Source organism: Tateyamaria omphalii (assembly GCF_019802125.1).
Taxonomy (GTDB): domain Bacteria; phylum Pseudomonadota; class Alphaproteobacteria; order Rhodobacterales; family Rhodobacteraceae; genus Tateyamaria; species Tateyamaria omphalii_B.
The window spans coordinates 1,253,261-1,268,228 of sequence record NZ_JAHVHT010000001.1; the positions used below are offsets into that span (position 1 = coordinate 1,253,261).

Consider the following 14,968-nt stretch of genomic DNA (forward strand, 5'->3'; position numbering starts at 1 on the left):
GTTGTGCCGAATTGCAGGTTTCGTGCCCGCTTCTGCCCTGTATCACGCGGTCTGATCCTCCAGAACGCCATCGGCGCTCATCTGGGCATACAGCAGCCCTTCGCGCAGGCCCCGGTCGGCGACCGAAAGCCGATTTGTCGGCCAGCAGCGCATAAGAGCCTGCAAGATCGCGGCCCCCGACATGATCAGGGCATGCCTATCCGACCCGATCCGCGGATCTGCGCGCCGCCCGCCTGGTCCCATGGCGAGGTAGGAACGGATTACGGTATCGATCTGGCCCGACGTCATCCGCAACCCGTCCACCTTGGTCCGGTCATAGCGTTTGAGACCCAGATGGGACGCGGCAACGGTCGTCACCGTTCCTGATGTCCCGATGATCTGGAACCGCTCGGTCGGCTCAGTCGCGTGATAGGGGGAGAAATCGGACAGGTTTTCTTCGAAAAACCAACTCATGAGCGCAAAGCGGGCTGAATCGTCGTCCACGTCATTGAACTGCTCACGCAGTGTCGCGACGCCCAGCGGAACGCTGATCCAGTCGACAACCCGCGCTTCCGGAATATCCGATGCCGCCTGCTTGAACCCAGAATGCAAGCGCATGATCGCTTGCGGTCGGTCTTCCCGCGCAACCGCCGACAGATCAAGCCAGACCAATTCGGTCGAACCACCGCCAATGTCGACCACCAGCAGGTTCTCGGTCTTTGGACTGACGAGTGGCGCGCAGGAGATCACGGCGAGACGCGCCTCCTCCTCCGGTTCAATGATGTCGAGCCGCAAGCCGGTCTCGTGATGCACACGCTGTACGAACTCGCGTGCATTGACCGCGCGGCGGCACGCTTCGGTTGCCACCAAACGCATCCGCTTGACCTTGTGGCGTTTCAGCTTCTGCTGACAGATGCGCATCGCCTGAACCGTGCGTGTCATGGACCCGCGCGACAGCTTGCCCGACTTTTCCAGGCCCAATCCCAGCTGCACGGATTTTGAGAAGCTGTCAACGACATGAAACCCCGCGCCTCGCGGCTCGGCGATCAACATACGACAACTGTTCGTGCCCAGATCAAGCGCGGCATACAGCTCGGGCGATCCTGGGGCACGCGGCACGGGCTTGCCCCCCATTCGAGGGGCTTTGGTCTTTGTCGCGCCCGCACCTTGGGGACGCTTTGGCGCCATCATTCGCGCCTTTCATAACGGGTTAGCCTGACGATATGTCGTGCGACGCATTCGTGCAAGTGGCTTGAAATGCAGCGGCAATCAGGCGACTGCGTGGACCCGTCCGCGGTCAAATGGATTGTCGTAGTAAGGCGCAAGATGCGCGTATTCATCCTCAAGTAGCACTTCCAGCACACGCTGGGTTTGCGGCGCAAGATCACCGAGATCCAGGCGCCGGTCGCTGGAGTTGAAATGCGGAATTGCGACGTCGCGTCCGGTGTGATTGCTCAGCGCATCGCCAAGCTGCTGCATCTCGCCGGTCCGGTAGACTTTGGTAAATGCAGACCAATCGGTGCCGGTAAACAACGCCGTGGGCAACGTGTGGTGTTTTATGTCGGACGAGGTTGCAACGTAGGCGCTGAGATTTTGAAAGAAGTAGTCCGGATCGGGTTCGGTCGGCAGATGCACCCTACCCCGGCGGATTTTTCGACAATGAGTCAAGATTTCCAATCCCTCCACCCGGTTCGTGTAAACAGCCAAAAGCCGCTTCAATGGATCGCGCACCACGGTAAATTTGAAGTGGTTCTCCAGGTAATCCCAACGATGCTTTCGAAATCGCATGGTTGGATAGATTGCATGAACCTGCTTCTGACCAAGATCCTCGGCGGATTGCTGCGATTGCAAAGGATCCAGAACGGCAAGCGCCGCCTTCACCGACGAACACGCAGCCTTTGGCACAGCCATATAGGCCAGCCGATGGGAATCGACCCGAATAACCATAATTTCCTGCCCGACATTTTTTGTCTAATTGTCGACACATTACCGCAACTGCCGCACGGCCAAACACGAGCGTATGTGAAAGTGGCCATCTGTTGCATTTCCGACTCACCTCTGCGCGCGCGTCGCAAGTGCAGCGTCCTTTGTCGAAAACGGGCCGCAGCGTGCCTATGTCGTCGCGTATGCAGGGCGCAACATGTACGGAGGAATCACATGCCTGACGTCACAATCGTTTACTGGCGGGACATCCCCGCGCAGGTAATCGTCGGCAAAGGGCGTCGTGGTGCCAAACGCCAGCTTGAAGAGCGGTTCGAACAGGCCATTGATCGCGCGGCAATGAAAGTGAACGCGAAGGACGCCGACGCCTACCTTGCCGAGTGGCGCAAGGCGGCGCCCTACCCGGTCGACGGAGATCCGGCCGAGGTGGCCGAGGCCGAGGCCGTGCGGCTGGAAACGGAATATGATCAGGCCCGTATCAAGGCGCTGATCGACAACGAGGGGTGGGCCTGATCCCGGGCCCCAGCATCTGGGAGGTGCCGCCATGGCATTGCTGAACTTCAAACGCGTTGACGGCCCCATCGCCGGCACCCTTTCGCCCGAAGTCGAAACGTTCTTGCAGGGGTATTCCATCGAGGTCATGCCGCGCACTGCGCAGAAGGTCGACGATTTTCGTGCAATCTTGCCTGCAGGTACACGCGTCTACATCGCCCACATCGAAGGCACCCCGATCGAGGACATGGTTGCCACAGCCAAGCGCGTCGCAGCCGAGGGTTTTCCGGTCATGCCTCACTTTCCGGCGCGTATCATCAAGGATCAGGCGACTCTAGAAGACTGGGTTGCCCGTTACCAGGGCGAGGCCGGCGTCGATCAGGCCCTGCTGCTGGCCGGCGGTGTTGATCAGCCGCATGGCGATTTTCACAGCTCCATGCAGCTCATGGAGAGCGGTGCCTTTGATCGCGCGGGCTACAAACGCCTTCACGTTGCCGGACACCCTGAGGGCAACAAGGACATCGATGCAGACGGCGGCATGAAGAACGTCGATGAAGCCATTCAATGGAAACAGAAATTCTCCGAACGCACCGATGCGGACATGGCTATCGCAACGCAGTTTGCGTTCGAGGCCGACCCGATTATCCGATGGGCGGATTCTCTAAAGGCAGCTGGCATTGACCTGCCGATCCACATTGGCATTGCGGGTCCTGCCAAGCTGCAGACCATGATCAAGTTTGCCATTGCATGTGGTGTCGGCCCGTCCCTGCGTGTGCTGCAACGTCGCGCCAAGGATGTAACCAAGCTGCTTTTGCCGTTCGAACCAACCGAGGTGGTCTCAGAACTTGCTGCGCACAAGGCTGCGAACCCCGATTTCAACATTGAACAGGTCCACTTCTTTCCGCTTGGCGGCATCAAGACAAACGCCAATTGGGCCATCGAGAATGGCGGTGCCTCGGCCGTTCCGGCGGCCGCAGGATAAACCTGCTCATAACAGTCCTGAAAAGGTTTCAATCCCGGCACTCTCGCGCAGATCATCTCTGCGCGGTAGGTGTCTTATCCAATTCGCGAGATGTCGTTTTGACCGGCGCAGCTGCGCCGGAATCGGATCAACACTTCGCCGAACCCATGCACAAAGGCAGCGCCCATGACCCGCACAGTCATCGAATCCAAAACCAAGACCGCGCTTATCGGTTTTGACCAACCCTTTTGCGTGATCGGTGAGCGGATCAACCCGACGGGCCGCAAGATCCTCAACGAAGAACTGGAACGCGGCGACTTCAGCCGGGTGCAGTCGGACGCATTGTCCCAGGTGGCGGCGGGTGCCACAGTGCTCGACATCAACTCCGGTGCCGTGTTCTCGAACAAAATGGCCGAGGACCCGCGTTACGCCGACAACAACTTTGTCGAGCCTGAGCTGATGAAACAACTTGTCGAGACTGTGCAAGCCGTCACCGATTGCCCCCTCTGCATCGACAGTTCGGTGCCGGGTGCACTGGAAAACGGCCTTGCTGCCGCCGAGGGGCGCCCCCTGCTCAACTCTGTCACCGGTGAGGAAGAGCGGCTGGACCTCGTCCTCCCGCTGGTCAAGAAATACAACGTGCCCGTCGTGGCGATTTCCAACGACGATACCGGTATTTCCGAAGACCCCGATGTGCGCTTTGCAGTTGCCAAGAAGATCGTCGAGCGTGCCGCTGATTTCGGCATTCCGGCCCATGACATCGTGGTCGACCCGCTCGTGATGCCCATTGGCGCCATGGGCACTGCTGGCCTCCAGGTTTTCACACTCGTGCGACGCTTGCGCGAAGAGCTTGGTGTCAATACCACCTGCGGTGCATCCAATATTTCATTTGGCCTGCCCAACCGTCACGGCATCAACAATGCTTTCCTGCCCATGGCCATGGGCGCAGGCATGACCTCTGCCATCATGAACCCGGTCGCCCTGCCCATCGGGCAGAAGAAGATCGCCGAGAAGCGGGCCGAGGTGGAAGCGGCAGGCATTGTGCTGCCCGACGGGATGGAGGACGAACTCTTTGTCCAGATGTTCGGCATGGGCTCCACCAAACCCCGCGCGGGCAAGGAAATGGAAGCGATACGTGCCGCCAATTTTCTGACCAACAACGACGAAGGCGGCGGCGAATGGATCAAGTTCAACCGCGTGCCGCCCAAGGCCGGTGAAGAAGGGCGCGGGCGCGGTGGGCGCGCCGGTGGGCGCCGACGCCGCGGCTGACAATCAAGCGCTTTATTGCATTCACGCTCCGCCCGGCAAATGTCCGGGCGGTTTTTTGTTCGGACGTTGGCGGCTGACAGCGCATTTTCGGTAACCCGGTCTTAACGGAGCGTCCGCTACACGGCAGGAGCAGTCGCTTACCGGAGAGACAAGATGAGCCGTCAATTGCCAACAGCTTGCCATGGCCGCAATGAATGACGTGATCCCCCTGCCCGCGCGGCTCGACGCGGTGGCAGCGCCCATACTCGCCGCTGACTTGCTCACCCGCGATCTTTGCAACGATCTTTGCCTTGATGCCAGCGAAACGGTGCATATCGGCGCCATGGCTGCGCAGGTTCTGCTGAGCTTGCGTCGTACGGCTGATGCCAATGAAATTTCGCTTTCGATAGACAACCTTCAACCACGCCCGCGCCAACAGCTTCAGCTTATGGGCCTGACCGAATTGACGACCCGGAAGGATGCGACATGAGCCTTGAGATCCTGGCGGTAGACGACAGCCGCACAATGCGAGACATGATCCGACTGGCGCTGGAACCTGTGGGGTTCACCGTACACACGGCCGACGACGGCGTGCACGGCACCGAGGTTTTGGAAGACATCGATCCCGATGTGATCATAACCGACATCAACATGCCACGCATGGATGGGTTTGGCTTCATTGACGCTGTTCGCGATGGCAACAGGCACAGAACCACACCAATCTTGGTGTTGACGACCGAGGCAGCGCCGGAAATGAAAATGCGCGCGCGCAGTGCTGGCGCAACGGGCTGGATCGTAAAGCCGTTCGATCCGACCAAACTGGTCAAAGCCCTGCAAATGGTTGCCGGTTAACAGCGTCCATGACGGCCTCCGACCCTCTGGCGGACATCCGCGCCTCGTTTTTCGTGGAATGCGAAGAGTTGCTCGAGGCCTTGCAAGACGGCCTATATGCCCTTGAACATGGCACAGGCGATGGCGAAACCATACACGTTGTGTTCCGTGCAGTGCATTCGATCAAAGGCGGTGCAGGTGCATTTGGTCTCGAACATCTGGTACAATTTACGCATCAGTATGAGACGGCTTTGGATGCTGTCCGCAGTGACAGGCTCGCTGTCACCCCCGATCTGCTGAAACTGTTCTTTCGGGCCGCAGACCACCTGTCGGATATCATCCGGTCAGCCCGGGAAGAACAGCCCTTTGCGACATCAATCAGTGCTCCCTTACTGTCTGAATTAACCGCGAGAGTGTCCTTGGAAGCCAATCAAGAAGCGGCAGAAGACATTGATTTTGCGCCGATTGCCGTCAATTTGGACTTTTCAGAAGATCCGCTGTCCGCCAAAGGCGCACAACTCAATCACTTTCAAATCTCATTCACTCCGGAGCCGGAGCTTTTCGATACCGGCAATGATGTACCCCACATTTTTGCAGCGCTTGCGGATTTGGGTGAGCTGGATGTGCAATGCGACACCAGCCGCTTGCCTACCCTGCATCAACTTGCGCCAGAGGCCGTCTATCTAAGCTGGTCGCTGTCGCTTGCCACGGTAGTTGAAGAGGCAGAGATCGCTTCGATCTTTGAGTTTGTGGAGGGGCTTTGCGAGTTGGACATCTCGCTTCGCGTTACGAGTGACGCGAACGCGCTTGGGTCAGAACCAGTCACTTCAGACGCAATGACGCCCTCGACCGAACCGGTTGATGCCGAACCACAATCCAATCCGCAGCAGTCCCACCGGGACACAAGACAACAAACAGTTGTGCGCGTAGATATCGAGCGCGTTGAGAGACTTGTTAACCTGGTCGGCGAGCTGGTGATCAATCAGGCCATGCTGTCGCAAAGCATGCAATCGGCCGGTATCTCGCCGCATTCCGAAGCCATGAACGGGCTTGAGGAATTCCAGCGCCTTACACGCGACATTCAAGACAGCGTAATGATGATCCGTGCGCAGCCAGTGAAATCGTTGTTCCAGCGTATGTCGCGGATTGTACGGGAAACGTCTGCGTCGGTGTCCAAGGATGTGCGGCTGATCACGGATGGTGAAACCACGGAAGTCGACAAAACGGTCATCGAGCGGCTTGCGGATCCACTGACGCACATGATCCGAAACGCCGTTGATCATGGGATTGAGACACCTGCGACGCGCCTGGCACATGGAAAACCGGAACAGGGTGAAGTGCGGCTTAGCGCTTCTCATCGTTCCGGCCGCGTGGTGATCGACGTGTCTGACGACGGCGGCGGCATCGACCGTGACAGAGTGCTGCGCACCGCCAAGGACAAGGGTCTTGTACCGCCGGACGCGAACCTTGCCGACACCGAGATCGATAACCTGTTGTTCATGCCTGGATTTTCCACGGCATCCAATTTGTCTGACCTGTCCGGGCGCGGTGTTGGAATGGACGTGGTGCGCACGGCGATCCATGCGCTTGGTGGCCGCATCACGATCAATTCGGAGCCAAGACAAGGCACGTCGTTCAGCATTTCACTGCCACTGACGCTCGCCGTTTTGGACGGAATGGTCGTTGACGTTTCGGGTGAAACCCTTGTCGTTCCCCTGAACGTGGTCTCGGAAACACTGACGCTGACCGAGAACAACATAGAAATGGTAAGCCCTGGTCATTGGGTCGTTCGCAATCGAAACGGCTTTCTTCCGCTTTTGGACTTGAGTGCCGTGCTCGGATATCGGGCCGAACGCGCGGACTTTACTGACCGGATCGCGTTGCTGCTGACACTCGAAGACGATGTGGGCGTCGCATTGGTCGTGGATGAAATTCACGATCAGCGACAGGTCGTAATCAAAGGGCTGGATGACAGTTTCTACCGCGCGCCAGGTATCGCGGCAGCAACAATTCTGGGTGACGGTCAAATCGCACTGATCCTTGATCCGGCCGATATCGTGGCACATGCCTGTTCTTTAGGCGCGCACCCCCCGGCACATCATAGAATGGAGGCTTGAAAAATGAGCGTCATGGACGCGGCACGGCCCGTAGAATTGCTTACGTTCAAACTCGGAGATCAGGAATACTCGCTTGATATCATGAGTGTCCGCGAAATCCGTGGCTGGACCCGAGCGACACCCATGCCGCTCGCTCCCAGTTTTGTGCGCGGTGTCATCAATTTGCGTGGCACCGTCCTTCCAGTGATTGACCTCGCTGAACGGCTTGGTTTGCAAAAATGCGGTCAAAACAGCCGAAACGTGATCATCGTTGTAAAGTGCCACGGCCATATGACAGGGCTGCTGGTTGATGCTGTCTCGGATATTGTAGCGCTGCAGCCAGACGAGATGCAGGATCCGCCAGATACGGGGACATCGGACACGCCGAACGTCGTCAAGGCGCTTACGCTCATTGACGATCGTATGATACGGGTTCTGGATGTCGCACAGATCGTCACTCATGCCGAAAGTGACGCGGCTTGATGCGTCAGACACCTGTCCAACCTGATATGGATGACCAGCAATTTGAACGGATTGCTGCAGTCACCTACCACGAAAGCGGCATCAGGCTGGTGCGTGAAAAGAAACTGATGGTGCAGTCCCGCCTTCGTCACCGGCTGCGCGCGTTGAACATGGACGCATTTTCCAAATACGCAGATTATGTCGCATCAATGCAAGGTGTTGGCGAACGCCGGTTCATGATCTCTGCGTTGACGACCAACGTGTCACAGTTTTTTCGTGAAGCGCAGCATTTCGATTTGCTGTCCAACACGTCACTGCCCGCATTTCGCGAGCGAATCCGGCAAGCAAAACGCATACGAATTTGGTCAGCGGGCTGCTCAAACGGCCAAGAGCCATACTCCATTGCAATGCACTTGCTTTCGAGGGAGCCGAAACTGCGCGAAGCAGATTTCAGAATACTGGCCACCGATATTGATCCACGGGTTATCGCCCATGCACAAACAGGTCGCTATACCCGGTCACAGTTGAGTGGAGTCCCTGCGGAACACCTCAAACGCTTTACGGTCGAACATCCGGATGGGAGCGAGGACCGCTCCGTCAACGAAACGCTAAAAGCGATTGTTTCTTTTCGGGAATTGAACCTGTTTGCCGATTGGCCGATGCAATTTCAGTTCGATGCTATCTTTTGCAGAAATGTGGTCATCTATTTTGATCAGAAAACGCAGGAGAGACTCTGGTCGCGCTTCAATAGGGCGTTGTGTCCAGGGGGGCTTCTCTTCCTTGGACATTCCGAACGCATTGCCACCCCCGCAGCCCATGGCTTTCGATCAGTGGGCCCAACAACATACACCAAGCCCGGCAGCACCCCTGTGAAGCCGCATTAGGAGACCGGCATGGCCTTGCGAGATCAAATTCGAATCATGGTTGTTGATGACATGTCGACAAGTCGTGGCCTTCTGGTGCAGGCGTTAGAGGCGTTGGGCGTGCGCCATGTTTTCAGCGCTCCTGACGGCGCGAGTGCGATCCAATTGTTGTCCAAAACACCGGCGCATCTTGTCATATCGGACTACAATATGCCGAACATGGACGGGTTGAGACTGCTGCATACGCTGCGCAGTGGTGAAAAAACCAAGGGGGTCGGTTTCATTCTGATCACGGGTCGGGCCGAACAGCAAATCATCGATCATGGCCGAAAGCTGGGAATGAACAACTACCTCAAAAAACCTTTTGAAGCCGTTCAGTTGCGCCAGTGCATCGAAACTGTCGTTGGTCCTCTTTAATGCAGGCGAAGCATGATCAGGATGTTGCAATCAGTCGGGCGTTGTCTCGGATGTCCTGCATTCTGAACCAAATGAACGGTGACATGTGTCGTGTTACAAAGCTGGTGTCAGATTTGTCGGTGGCTGGTGATACTGCACTGAACGATATGCAGATTTCGCAACTGCAAATGCTCGACCGTATGTGCCAATCGCTGAGCGATCTGTCGATCATCTCGCAGGTTTTGGCATCTGGACAAACCTGCATGTCGGATCAGTCGGCCCGTCTGCAATTGCCGGAGACCCGCGCAATCCTTTCGACTGACTGTGAAACGAATGTCGCAGCCGCGGCAGGGTCAGTCGAACTCTTCTGACGGTCCAAGCGTCCAGCCTTAGAAAAGCTCCAACCCGTTTCCGGCTGGTATCGGCAGTGTCGCTTCAGTATCGCGGACCGCGGTATCCGTCATCTTCTGCATGGCGCGCCCACTGCCCGGCCAGAACCGGATGTTACGCGCCAAATTCCCGCCCAGTGAATGGGTGATGAGCGGAATTTCCTCTTGAGCCAAATAGTCCAGCGTAAACTGCACATTCTGCGCCCCGATATCTGACAGTCCAGTTACCATCCGTGCTCCGCCAAACACCTTGGCACAGAGACGGCTGCGATCTGCTCCGAGTTTTACTAGATCGTTGATCAACAATTCCATGGCATTGATGCCGGACAGTGTTCTGCGCGCATCGCGCCCCGCCGCATGCGCCAGAAGCATGTGGTTCATACCACCGACCCGGGAAACCGGGTCCCACAAACAACATGCAACACATGATCCCAGAAGCGTTGAGATCACGATATGCGGCCCCGTACCCGTCGCGTGTTCGCCCTGAGTGATATGAAGACTCTGATCGGTCATGGAGATGGTTTATCCGGAAACAGCATTTCCATCATGCGGACGGAAAGGTCGCAGAGGTCCCGCTCCTCCTCGATGGCATCCATCGCAAGGGCGGCCGCGGGCATGCCATAGACCGCGCAGGTCCTCTCTGATTGGCCCAGCGTGCGCGCGCCACCGCGGCGCAACATGAGCATACCCTTGGAACCGTCACTACCAAGGCCGGTCAAGATCATCGCACCGACTTGCGCACTCCACGACGCGGCTGACCCGAAAAGGACATCAACGGAAGGACAAAAGAGATCTTCTCGCCCCCGTTTGATCATCTGAACGTGCCATGCTCCGCTGTGCCACATCAGTCCGGTCTGCATGTCTTGTGCCGGCGCAAGACGAACTTGCCCTGCCGCCAGGCGTTCTCCTTCACTGGCGAAATCCACACATTGCTTCAGTTGCCGGTCCAGACGTTCGATGAAACGTTCAAGAAATGCTTGCGGCATATGCTGAGCGATGACGATAGGCGGTCCATTCGCGGAAAATTGCGGCAACATGCTTTCCAGCGCGGTTACACCGCCGGTCGACGCGCCAATCAATATGATCTTGTCTGACGCGAGCGATGTCTCTGCACCATCCGTCACATCATGGCGCGCCGCGGCAACAATGCAGTCGCACAGCCGTGCCAGTGCTTCCGGCGTCGGCAAAGACGGTTTTGCAAGACACATGGCCGCACCCAAGTCGCGCGCGCGTCTGGCCTGCTGACCATTCTTGCGCATCTGATTGCTCAGCATCACGACAGGCATCGGACGCAAACGCATCAAATGTGACAGAAATTCAATCCCGTCCATTCCCGGCATTTCTACATCCAGTGTCAGGACGTCGGGGTCAGTCTGCTTGATCACTTGCCGCGCTTCTTCCGCCGATGCCGCGGCGCCAGCCAATTCAAGCCTTGGGTCGCCGGAAATCATACTCCCCAGCCATCTTCGCATCACCTTGGAATCATCAATCACGACGACGCGATGCGGCGGTCCTTCCGGCACGTGATGTGCATGCTTGCCCGACACCTCACGATGTCCAAACTGCACGAAGCTGCATGCGTTCAGCTAAATTTGAAAGTGGTACGAACACCTATCCACCAAGAGGCCAACGCTGTGGTGTTCAGGTTAGGGCATGACGCGTGAACGCCATGTTAACAGCGGCGCCCACGTCCCGGTGAGCGCCGCTGCATCAAATCAGGCGCTTACGGCTTTCATGAACCGATCCTTGATGACCACCGGGTCCATCGTGATCACAGGCATCTTGGCGTTGCCGCTATCACATTTGACCACCATCACGGTCATTTTCCGGTCCGCAATCGCCTTTTCCAGCGCAGGGCCCGTATCAACGTCCATGACCTCAACAACATTCTCGCATCCAGCAGCACGCGCCATTCCCGCGAGCGATGTCTTTTTGCCCGTATAGGTCGGCTGATCCCCGGTCGATCCATACGATCCGTTATCGATGATCATGAGGATGTAGTTGTCGGCCACATTGTTGGCGATTGTCGGCAACGTACACAGGTTGGTCAGAACGGAACCATCCCCGTCAATGGAGATCACGGTTTTGTCCTGAGCTAGCGCAAGTCCCAGCCCGATGGAGGATGCCAGACCCATTGTACCAAGCATATAAAAGTTCGTTGGCTGATCGTCGATGGCATGCAATTCTTGGCTTGGGATGCCGATATTGCAGACCACCAGTTGGTCACGAAGAATGGGAGCGATTTCCTTGAGGATTTCAGAACGGATCATTGGTCGCCATAGCCTCCCCAGAAGTTGGCGTCGGTCAGGATCGCCACGGGTTTGTTGCACATGAAGGTGTATTTCAGGATCATATCCAGTTCCTCCACGTCCTTCTGATGATGGAAGTGGTAGGTGGGAATGTTCATCTGCGCGAGCAGCGCCTTGGTATGCACGGCCATCTCGACCTGGCACGCCACCGGTTCGCGAAGCTCACCGCGATATGAAATCAGCATGGGCAGCGGCATCCGGTAGTACTGGATCAACGTCGCCAGCGTATTGATCGTCACGCCGATCGCGGTGTTTTGCATGATGATGGCCGGGCGCTTGCCCCCCATCCAGGCTCCTGCGCACAGGCCCATCCCCTCGTCTTCCTTGTTCGACGGAATGTGGAAAATGTCATCACGGTTGTCGATTTCCTCGATCACCCCGGCCAACTGTTTGCAGGGCACGGTGGTTACGAATGAAATGTCATTCGCGACAAGGTCATCGGTTATCTTTTTGTCTATGTCCATCAGTGTGCAGTCTCCGGCATCAGGGGTGCAGAATAATCTTTGGTGCTGCGACGCGTCCGGCGCGCAGATCGGCAAAGGCCATGGCTCCGTCAGACAGGTTGCGCTGTTCGGTCCAGTCGAGCGGACCCAGACGGCCATCGAAAATGGCGACGCAGGTGTCACGGAAGTCTTGGGGTGTGTAGGTATAGGTTCCTATGAACGTGATCTCTTGCAAGGTCATTCGGCGGATATTGAGGCCGCCAAGATCCTCGCCCAGTCCGATGTGCACGATCACGCCGCCCGGTTCAGTGAGTGATGAGGCGATGTCGCGGGTTGCCGCATAGCCAACCGCGTCAACGACCATGCCGTATTCACCTGTCCCCGCGGGGACAGACGGGATAAGGCATTGATTTTCAACGAACTGGCGTCGCGTTTCGTTGGGTTCTGCGATCGTCACGTCGTCCAGTCCCTGCGCCTTGAGCGCAAGCGCCGCTGCGACCCCGATAGCGCCGCCCCCGAGCACAAGTGCGGTGCGGGCAGCGCCCGTGTCCAACGCAGCCAGACCTAGCCGTATGGAGTGCCAGCTGACGGCCAGAGGTTCAGCAAGTGCTGCCTTGTCGAAGGGTACGTGATCCGGCACCGTGACCAGATTTTCGGGCCGCATGGCGACGAGTTCGGCAAAGGCCCCTTCGCGCGGGGGCATGGAGATGATTTTGCGGTCCGGGCACAGGTTGTCGCGCCCCGAGGTGCAGTAGCGACACACGCCGCATCCCACCAACGGGTTGATGGTGACCCGTTCGCCGTCACGCCGCCCGCCGACAATCGTGCCAGCCGCTTCATGCCCCAGGATCAGTGGCGCCGGACGCCGATCATCATGCCCCAGATAAGCGTGCATATCCGATCCACAGATGCCGGACGACGCGATGCGCACCAATTCCTGATCCGGCGCGGCACTGGCATCCGGCACGTCCCTGAAATTCAGGGTCTCCACCCCGTCATAAACCAGCGCTTTCATGTGGCAGCCTCCCGCACGCCAGCATAGCAGCGTGTCGAACCGCGTGAACCGGCGTCACTCATTGGCGCTGAGGTCAAAGTTTTCACCAGGGAAGTACTTTGCGAGGCGCACATCGGCAGCCCGTGCGTGACCTTCCATCCCTTCAAGCCGTGAAATCCGTGCGGTAGCCTCAGCAACCCGTTTTGACCCTTCGCGCGTTGCACGCTGCCATGTCACGATTTTCATGTATTTATGGACAGACAACCCGCCTGTGTAGTTCGCTGCACGCGATGTCGGCAGAACGTGGTTCGTGCCGGACGCCTTGTCGCCGTACGATACCGTGGTTTCTTCCCCCAGAAAGAGCGACCCGTAGCACGTCAATCGGTCGAGCCACCAATCCAGGTCTTCCGCCTGTACCGTCAGGTGCTCGGGCGCGTAGTCGTCCGAACACGCCGCCATCTCTTCACGGTCTGCGCACAGGATCACCTCGGCATAGTCGCGCCAGGCAGCCGTCGCGTTCTCTCGGTTCAGCTCGGGCAGATCGTCGATGAGCTTTGGCACCATGCCCATCACGGTCTCGGCCAGATCACGGCTGTCGGTGACCAGCCAAACGGGCGAGTTGTAGCCATGCTCGGCCTGGCTGACCAAATCGGTTGCCACGATGTGGGCGTCGGCCTGGCTATCGGCAAGGATCAGGCTATCGGTCGGACCTGCAATCATGTCGATGCCAACGCGGCCAAACAGGATGCGCTTGGCTTCGGCTACGAATTGGTTGCCCGGACCGACAAGGATGTTGGCTTTGGGCAGTCCAAAGAGACCGAAAGTCATGGCCGCCACGCCCTGCACACCGCCCATCGCCATGATCTTGTCTGCGCCACAGATGTGGGCGGCGTAAACGATGGCCGGGGCCACGCCCACGCCGGGCCGCGGCGGCGAACAGGCCGTGATGTGCTTGCAACCCGCGACCTTGGCCGTGGTCACAGTCATGATCGCGCTCGCCACATGGCTGTAACGACCGCCGGGCGCATAGCAGCCCGCCGCATCGACCGGGATTGCCTTTTGACCCGCGATCAGACCCGGAACGACCTCCATCTCGACATTCGCGACCGTCTGCTTCTGCGTTTCGGCAAAACGGCGCACGTTGTCGTGGGCAAACTGAATATCGGCCTTCAGCTTCTCGGGCACGAGGGCGCATGCAGCTTCGATCTCTTCGTCGGTCAGAAGAATATTGCCGTCGTACTTGTCGAATTTCGCCGCGTATTCCAGCGCTGCCTCGTCCCCGCGCTCTTCGATGTCGTTCAGGATGCCGGTCACAATGTCGTGGACATCGGACGCACCGGACGTTGCCGTGAGTGTTGCTTTCTTGAGGTATTCGCGTGCCATTTGGTGCCCTGATCAGCCGGTCGTTGGGCGCACGCTAGGGCGAGGCCACCGGCAGGTGCAAGGTCCGCGCGGGGCGCTTCATTGAGTTTCAAAAACAGGTCGGCCCATCTTTCGAAATTCAAAAGATGGGCCGCTGTTTTGTCTCATTTTTAGCTACTTTGCAGTTGCAGCATTCACATCC

18 protein-coding genes are annotated in these 14,968 nt (G+C 57.8%); 10 read left to right on the forward strand and 8 right to left on the reverse strand.

The genetic code is table 11. The annotated features are described in order from the left end of the window. Nucleotides 1-42: 42 nt before the first annotated feature. Together KUV51_RS06255 and KUV51_RS06260 are read right to left on the reverse strand one after the other, a co-directional pair. Complete coding sequence (locus KUV51_RS06255; protein WP_222521266.1) at nt 43-1,167, reverse strand: Ppx/GppA phosphatase family protein; 1,125 nt, start codon at nt 1,165-1,167, stop codon at nt 43-45. 81 nt (nt 1,168-1,248) lie between these two features. Then, complete coding sequence (locus KUV51_RS06260; RefSeq protein WP_222520705.1) at nt 1,249-1,926, reverse strand: sulfotransferase family 2 domain-containing protein; 678 nt, start codon at nt 1,924-1,926, stop codon at nt 1,249-1,251. A gap of 210 nt (nt 1,927-2,136) precedes the next feature. On the opposite strand from KUV51_RS06260, the gene KUV51_RS06265 reads away from it, so the two are divergent. The 10 genes from KUV51_RS06265 (at nt 2,137) to KUV51_RS06310 (ending at nt 9,640) form a co-directional block, all read left to right on the forward strand. Continuing rightward, on the forward strand, nt 2,137-2,433 hold the full coding sequence (locus KUV51_RS06265) for a virulence factor (protein ID WP_222520706.1): 297 nt from the start codon (nt 2,137-2,139) through the stop codon (nt 2,431-2,433). A 31-nt stretch (nt 2,434-2,464) separates the two neighbouring features. After that, a complete protein-coding gene (locus KUV51_RS06270; RefSeq protein WP_222520707.1) occupies nt 2,465-3,394 on the forward strand; it encodes a methylenetetrahydrofolate reductase in 930 nt (309 codons plus the stop codon). A gap of 165 nt (nt 3,395-3,559) precedes the next feature. Beyond that, nucleotides 3,560-4,642 carry a methyltetrahydrofolate cobalamin methyltransferase gene (locus tag KUV51_RS06275; RefSeq protein ID WP_222520708.1) on the forward strand — a complete coding sequence of 361 codons (1,083 nt, stop codon included), beginning with the start codon at nt 3,560-3,562 and terminating at the stop codon, nt 4,640-4,642. A 181-nt stretch (nt 4,643-4,823) separates the two neighbouring features. After that, nucleotides 4,824-5,111 (forward strand): STAS domain-containing protein, encoded by a 288-nt coding sequence (locus tag KUV51_RS06280; protein ID WP_222520709.1) that lies wholly within the window; start codon nt 4,824-4,826, stop codon nt 5,109-5,111. Beyond that, entirely contained in the window at nt 5,108-5,473 is a 366-nt protein-coding gene (locus KUV51_RS06285; protein WP_222520710.1) for a response regulator, read from the forward strand. The genes KUV51_RS06280 and KUV51_RS06285 overlap by 4 nt, the downstream gene beginning before the upstream one ends. A gap of 8 nt (nt 5,474-5,481) precedes the next feature. After that, entirely contained in the window at nt 5,482-7,569 is a 2,088-nt protein-coding gene (locus KUV51_RS06290) for a chemotaxis protein CheA (protein WP_222520711.1), read from the forward strand. 3 nt (nt 7,570-7,572) lie between these two features. After that, nucleotides 7,573-8,031, forward strand: coding sequence for a chemotaxis protein CheW (locus tag KUV51_RS06295; RefSeq protein ID WP_222520712.1), 459 nt, complete (start codon nt 7,573-7,575; stop codon nt 8,029-8,031). Beyond that, nucleotides 8,031-8,894, forward strand: coding sequence for a CheR family methyltransferase (locus tag KUV51_RS06300; RefSeq protein ID WP_222520713.1), 864 nt, complete (start codon nt 8,031-8,033; stop codon nt 8,892-8,894). The genes KUV51_RS06295 and KUV51_RS06300 overlap by 1 nt, the downstream gene beginning before the upstream one ends. A gap of 9 nt (nt 8,895-8,903) precedes the next feature. Beyond that, nucleotides 8,904-9,290 carry a response regulator gene (locus KUV51_RS06305; protein WP_222520714.1) on the forward strand — a complete coding sequence of 129 codons (387 nt, stop codon included), beginning with the start codon at nt 8,904-8,906 and terminating at the stop codon, nt 9,288-9,290. A gap of 83 nt (nt 9,291-9,373) precedes the next feature. Next, nucleotides 9,374-9,640, forward strand: a complete 267-nt coding sequence (locus KUV51_RS06310) for a hypothetical protein (RefSeq protein ID WP_222520715.1) — start codon at nt 9,374-9,376, stop codon at nt 9,638-9,640. Between the two features lie 18 nt (nt 9,641-9,658). Here KUV51_RS06310 and KUV51_RS06315 read toward each other — a convergent pair whose 3' ends face one another. From KUV51_RS06315 to hisD, 6 genes are all read right to left on the reverse strand, one after another. Then, on the reverse strand, nt 9,659-10,171 hold the full coding sequence (locus KUV51_RS06315) for a chemotaxis protein CheD (protein ID WP_222520716.1): 513 nt from the start codon (nt 10,169-10,171) through the stop codon (nt 9,659-9,661). Beyond that, nucleotides 10,168-11,226, reverse strand: a complete 1,059-nt coding sequence (locus tag KUV51_RS06320) for a chemotaxis protein CheB (RefSeq protein WP_315898795.1) — start codon at nt 11,224-11,226, stop codon at nt 10,168-10,170. Before KUV51_RS06320 ends, KUV51_RS06315 begins: the two co-directional genes overlap by 4 nt. Nucleotides 11,227-11,373: 147 nt before the next feature. Further along, the gene (gene comE, locus KUV51_RS06325) at nt 11,374-11,928 is read right to left on the reverse strand and encodes a sulfopyruvate decarboxylase subunit beta (protein ID WP_222520718.1); all 555 of its coding nucleotides are present in this window, start codon (nt 11,926-11,928) and stop codon (nt 11,374-11,376) included. Then, entirely contained in the window at nt 11,925-12,431 is a 507-nt protein-coding gene (gene comD, locus KUV51_RS06330) for a sulfopyruvate decarboxylase subunit alpha (RefSeq protein ID WP_222520719.1), read from the reverse strand. The genes comE and comD overlap by 4 nt, the downstream gene beginning before the upstream one ends. Before the next feature lie 19 nt (nt 12,432-12,450). After that, nucleotides 12,451-13,425 carry a zinc-dependent alcohol dehydrogenase gene (locus KUV51_RS06335; protein ID WP_222520720.1) on the reverse strand — a complete coding sequence of 325 codons (975 nt, stop codon included), beginning with the start codon at nt 13,423-13,425 and terminating at the stop codon, nt 12,451-12,453. A gap of 54 nt (nt 13,426-13,479) precedes the next feature. Beyond that, nucleotides 13,480-14,787 (reverse strand): histidinol dehydrogenase, encoded by a 1,308-nt coding sequence (hisD, locus tag KUV51_RS06340; RefSeq protein WP_222520721.1) that lies wholly within the window; start codon nt 14,785-14,787, stop codon nt 13,480-13,482. Nucleotides 14,788-14,968: the final 181 nt, after the last annotated feature.

Coding starts and splice junctions, on each gene's coding strand:
- KUV51_RS06255 (WP_222521266.1), bottom strand. CDS start 1,167: ATGGCGCCAAAGCGTCCCCAAGGTGCGGGCGCGACAAAGACCAAAGCC.
- KUV51_RS06260 (WP_222520705.1), bottom strand. CDS start 1,926: ATGGTTATTCGGGTCGATTCCCATCGGCTGGCCTATATGGCTGTGCCA.
- KUV51_RS06265 (WP_222520706.1), top strand. CDS start 2,137: ATGCCTGACGTCACAATCGTTTACTGGCGGGACATCCCCGCGCAGGTA.
- KUV51_RS06270 (WP_222520707.1), top strand. CDS start 2,465: ATGGCATTGCTGAACTTCAAACGCGTTGACGGCCCCATCGCCGGCACC.
- KUV51_RS06275 (WP_222520708.1), top strand. CDS start 3,560: ATGACCCGCACAGTCATCGAATCCAAAACCAAGACCGCGCTTATCGGT.
- KUV51_RS06280 (WP_222520709.1), top strand. CDS start 4,824: ATGGCCGCAATGAATGACGTGATCCCCCTGCCCGCGCGGCTCGACGCG.
- KUV51_RS06285 (WP_222520710.1), top strand. CDS start 5,108: ATGAGCCTTGAGATCCTGGCGGTAGACGACAGCCGCACAATGCGAGAC.
- KUV51_RS06290 (WP_222520711.1), top strand. CDS start 5,482: ATGACGGCCTCCGACCCTCTGGCGGACATCCGCGCCTCGTTTTTCGTG.
- KUV51_RS06295 (WP_222520712.1), top strand. CDS start 7,573: ATGAGCGTCATGGACGCGGCACGGCCCGTAGAATTGCTTACGTTCAAA.
- KUV51_RS06300 (WP_222520713.1), top strand. CDS start 8,031: ATGCGTCAGACACCTGTCCAACCTGATATGGATGACCAGCAATTTGAA.
- KUV51_RS06305 (WP_222520714.1), top strand. CDS start 8,904: ATGGCCTTGCGAGATCAAATTCGAATCATGGTTGTTGATGACATGTCG.
- KUV51_RS06310 (WP_222520715.1), top strand. CDS start 9,374: ATGTGTCGTGTTACAAAGCTGGTGTCAGATTTGTCGGTGGCTGGTGAT.
- KUV51_RS06315 (WP_222520716.1), bottom strand. CDS start 10,171: ATGACCGATCAGAGTCTTCATATCACTCAGGGCGAACACGCGACGGGT.
- comE (WP_222520718.1), bottom strand. CDS start 11,928: ATGATCCGTTCTGAAATCCTCAAGGAAATCGCTCCCATTCTTCGTGAC.
- comD (WP_222520719.1), bottom strand. CDS start 12,431: ATGGACATAGACAAAAAGATAACCGATGACCTTGTCGCGAATGACATT.
- KUV51_RS06335 (WP_222520720.1), bottom strand. CDS start 13,425: ATGAAAGCGCTGGTTTATGACGGGGTGGAGACCCTGAATTTCAGGGAC.
- hisD (WP_222520721.1), bottom strand. CDS start 14,787: ATGGCACGCGAATACCTCAAGAAAGCAACACTCACGGCAACGTCCGGT.